At 71.3% G+C, this 3,882-nt stretch carries 4 protein-coding genes; all 4 read left to right on the plus strand.

The features are described from left to right. The first annotated feature begins 120 nt into the window (after positions 1-120). Genes Q1K57_RS14600 through Q1K57_RS14615 form a run of 4 tightly spaced genes read left to right on the plus strand, consistent with a single transcriptional unit; the run spans position 121 to position 3,831 of the window. A complete protein-coding gene (locus Q1K57_RS14600) occupies positions 121-1,782 on the plus strand; it encodes a CTP synthase (RefSeq protein ID WP_300083898.1) in 1,662 nt (553 codons plus the stop codon). Further along, positions 1,782-2,486, plus strand: coding sequence for an NUDIX hydrolase (locus Q1K57_RS14605; RefSeq protein WP_300083900.1), 705 nt, complete (start codon positions 1,782-1,784; stop codon positions 2,484-2,486). The genes Q1K57_RS14600 and Q1K57_RS14605 overlap by 1 nt, the downstream gene beginning before the upstream one ends. Positions 2,487-2,511: 25 nt before the next feature. Next, on the plus strand, positions 2,512-3,444 hold the full coding sequence (locus tag Q1K57_RS14610; protein ID WP_300083902.1) for a site-specific tyrosine recombinase XerD: 933 nt from the start codon (positions 2,512-2,514) through the stop codon (positions 3,442-3,444). 12 nt (positions 3,445-3,456) lie between these two features. Next, the gene (locus Q1K57_RS14615; protein WP_300083904.1) at positions 3,457-3,831 is read left to right on the plus strand and encodes a hypothetical protein; all 375 of its coding nucleotides are present in this window, start codon (positions 3,457-3,459) and stop codon (positions 3,829-3,831) included. Positions 3,832-3,882: the final 51 nt, after the last annotated feature.

Raw genomic sequence — 3,882 nt, forward strand, 5'->3', positions numbered from 1 at the left:
CCCCCCCCCCCCACCCCCCCCCCCCCCCCCCCAACACGGGGGCGACATAACGCACCCGTCACGCCAGCCCGCGGGGCGGCGGGTGCGCGGCGTCGGACGCGGACGATATGGTGGAATCCCGTGGGGCAGACATCGCAGACCAAGCACATCTTCGTCACCGGGGGCGTCGCCTCCTCGCTCGGGAAGGGTCTGACGGCGTCGTCGCTCGGGTCCCTGCTCGTGGCGCGCGGCATGAACGTGACCATGCAGAAGCTGGATCCCTACCTCAACGTCGATCCCGGGACCATGAACCCGTTCCAGCATGGCGAGGTGTTCGTCACCGAGGACGGCGCCGAGACCGACCTCGACATCGGCCACTACGAACGCTTCCTCGACGCCAATCTCTCCGCCGACGCCAACGTCACGACCGGCAAGGTCTATTCGACGGTCATCGCGAAGGAGCGCCGCGGCGACTTCCTGGGCGACACCGTGCAGGTGATTCCGCACATCACCAACCAGATCCGCGACGACATGCTCGCCATGGCCACCAAGGGCACCGACATCGTCATCCACGAGATCGGTGGCACGGTGGGCGACATCGAGTCGCTGCCGTTCCTCGAGGCCGCCCGTCAGGTGCGCCGGGAGGTGGGCCGCGAGCACGTCTTCTTCCTGCATGTCTCCCTCGTGCCTTACATCGGCCCCTCCGGCGAGCTCAAGACCAAGCCGACGCAGCACTCGGTGGCCGCCCTGCGGCAGGTGGGCATCACCCCGGACGCGATCGTCTGCCGCTCCAACCGCGACATCCCGCCCGGCATCAAGCGCAAGATCGCCCTCATGTGCGACGTCGACGAGGAGGCTGTGATCTCCTGCCCGGACGCCCCGAGCATCTACGACATCCCCAAAGTGCTGTTCAACGAGGGTCTGGACGCCTACGTGGTCCGCCGGTTGGGGGTCAGCTTCCGCGATGTGGACTGGAAGCGTTGGAACGACCTCCTCGACAAGGTGCACCACCCGAAGGAGGAGGTCACGATCGCTCTCGTCGGCAAGTACATCGACCTCCCGGACGCCTACCTTTCCGTCTCCGAGGCGTTGCGCGCCGGCGCGTTCGCGAACTGGGCGAAAGCGAACATCCGCTGGGTGGCGTCCGACACCTGCGCCACGCCGGAGGGGGCGGCCGAGCAACTCCACGACGTCGACGGCGTCGTAGTCCCGGGAGGGTTCGGCATCCGGGGCGTCGAGGGCAAGCTGGGGGCACTGACCTACGCCCGAGAGAACCAGATTCCCGCGCTGGGCCTCTGCCTTGGCCTGCAGTGCATGGTGATGGAGGCCGCCCGCAACCTGTGCGGGCTCGAGGGGGCGGCGTCCACCGAGTTCGACCCGGGCACCGAGTACCCGGTCATCTCGACGATGGCCGAGCAGCACGCCTACGTCGAGGGGGCGGGCGACCTGGGCGGCACCATGCGGCTGGGCGCCTACCCGGCGACGCTCACGAAGGGGTCGATCATCGCTGAGGCCTACGGAACCCGTGAGGTCTCGGAGCGGCACCGCCACCGCTACGAGGTCAACAACGACTATCGCGAGCAACTGGAGGCGGCCGGGCTGCACGTGTCCGGCACCTCGCCGGACGGCAAGCTCGTCGAGTTCGTCGAGCTCGACCGGGCGCTGCACCCCTACTACGTGGCGACCCAGGCCCATCCCGAACTCAAGTCGCGCCCGACCAAGCCGCACCCGCTGTTCGTGGGGCTGCTCCGGGCGGCCGTCGAGCGGATGCGCAGCCAGCGGCTGTTCACCGAGGAGTCCTGATGCTCGATCTGCCGATCCTGGCGGGCGACGCCATCGCCGACGAGCCACTGGCCTGGCCCGTCGTGTCGCACGAGGTGCTCGCCGAGGGCGTCGTCCAGGACTTCGTGCGCGACGTCGTCGAGACTCCGGGGGGCCAGACCATGAAGCGCGACTACCTGCTGCACACCGGCGCAGTCGGCGTCATCGCCCTCGACGAGGCCGAGCGCGTCGTCGTGGTGCGCCAGTTCCGGCATCCGGTCGGCTTCCGGCTCGTCGAGCCACCCGCGGGGTTGCTGGACGCCGCCGGCGAGAGTTGGCTGGAGGCCGCCGAGCGCGAGCTGGCCGAGGAGGCGCAGCTGACGGCGTCCGACTGGCGCGTGCTCGTCGACTTCATGACGTCCCCCGGCTGCCTGCAGGAGTCGCTGCGCGTGTACCTCGCCCGCGGGCTTGCGCCGGCGGCGCGGCCCGAGGGGTTCGTCCTGGAGCACGAGGAGGCCGACATGGAGGTCTGCCTCGTCGCCCTCGACGACCTGGTGGACGCCATCTTCGCCGGCCGCGTCCAGAATCCGACCATGGTGGTGGGCGCGCTGGCCGCGCACGCCGCCCTGCGCACGGGGCGCCTCGGCGCCCTTCGGACCCCCAGCGCACCCTGGGCGGCCCGCGAGGTCAAGCACGCCCGCGACGAGCAGATTCGTTCCCTCGGCGGGCAGCCGCGGCCACGCTGAGCCCGGGGCTGCCTAGTCTGGCCCCATGACCTCTCCCGAGCGTGCGGTGGCGGCCTACCTGGACCACCTGACAGCCGAGGTGGGGGCGTCCCGGAACACGGTCTCGGGCTACCGGCGCGACCTGGCGCGCTACCTCGCCCACCTCGAGGCCGCCGGCATCGCCGACGTGGCCTCCGTGCTGCCGGAGCACGTGGCGTCCTTCGCCGCCGCGCTGCGCGCAGGGGCGCAGGGGCGGCGTCCGCTCGCGGTGTCGAGCGTCGCGCGGGCGCTCGCGGCGGTGCGCTCGTTCCACGCGTTCTGCGCGACCGACGGCGAGGCGCCCGACAACGTGGCTGTCCGGGTCGCCGTGCCCAAGCAGGGCCGCAGGCTGCCCAAGGCGCTCGCGCTCGACCAGGTGCAGGCGCTGTTGGACGCCCCCGACCGCTCCACGCCCGCCGGCCTGCGGGACGCCGCGCTGCTCGAACTTCTGTACGGCACCGGGGCCCGCGTGTCGGAGGTCGTCGGTCTCGACGTGGACGACGTCACCGCCCAGCTCGACGACCCCGATCTCGGCCTGCGCCTGTTCGGCAAGGGTCGCAAGGAGCGGATCGTGCCGCTCGGCTCGTACGCCCGGGACGCCGTGGGCGCCTGGCTGGTGCGGGGGCGTCCAGCGCTGATCGGCCGGGCGAAGCGTCCGGGGCCGGCGCTGTTGCTCAACAGCCGCGGCGAGCGGTTGAGCCGGCAGTCGGCGTTCAGCATCGTCGGCGAGCACGCCGGGCGCGCCGGGATCGACGCCGACGTCAGCCCGCACACGTTGCGGCACTCGTTCGCGACCCACCTGCTCGACGGAGGCGCCGACGTGCGGGTCGTCCAGGAGTTGCTGGGACACGCGTCGGTGACGACGACGCAGATCTACACCCTCGTCACCGCCGAGCACCTGCGCGAGGTCTTCACCGCCGCACATCCGCGGGCCCGGTGAGACACTGGAGGCGTGGACCTGAACCTGGCCGACCTGTACGAACTCGGCTCACGCGAGAAGCCCATGCCGGCACCCACGGCCGTGATCGTGGCCACGCTCAGCGAGCCGCGGCGTCCGACCGGACGCCCCTGGCTCGCGTTGCGTGGCGGCGAGGTGGAACCGCGGGTGCTGGCGACGGGGGAGCGCGAGGTGGTGTGGTCGTCGCTGTGGTCCGACCGTCCGGGCGACGTCATCCGGTTCAGCGTGCGCCCCAACGGGCCGGGCTCGCTGCTGCGGTTCACTTGGTTGAGCCCCGAGCCACTCGTCGAGGCCGAAGATCTCGGTCAGGGCCGGTTCCGGCTGAACCAGCTCGTCTTCCGCGACCTGCGTCTCTCCTTCGGCCAGTAGCTTCCCCCGGGGCGAGGAGGACCCCCCGTGTGACGGTTGGGGCTCACGAAG

This window comes from Propioniciclava sp., assembly GCF_029977985.1.
In the GTDB taxonomy this organism is placed as follows: domain Bacteria; phylum Actinomycetota; class Actinomycetes; order Propionibacteriales; family Propionibacteriaceae; genus Propioniciclava.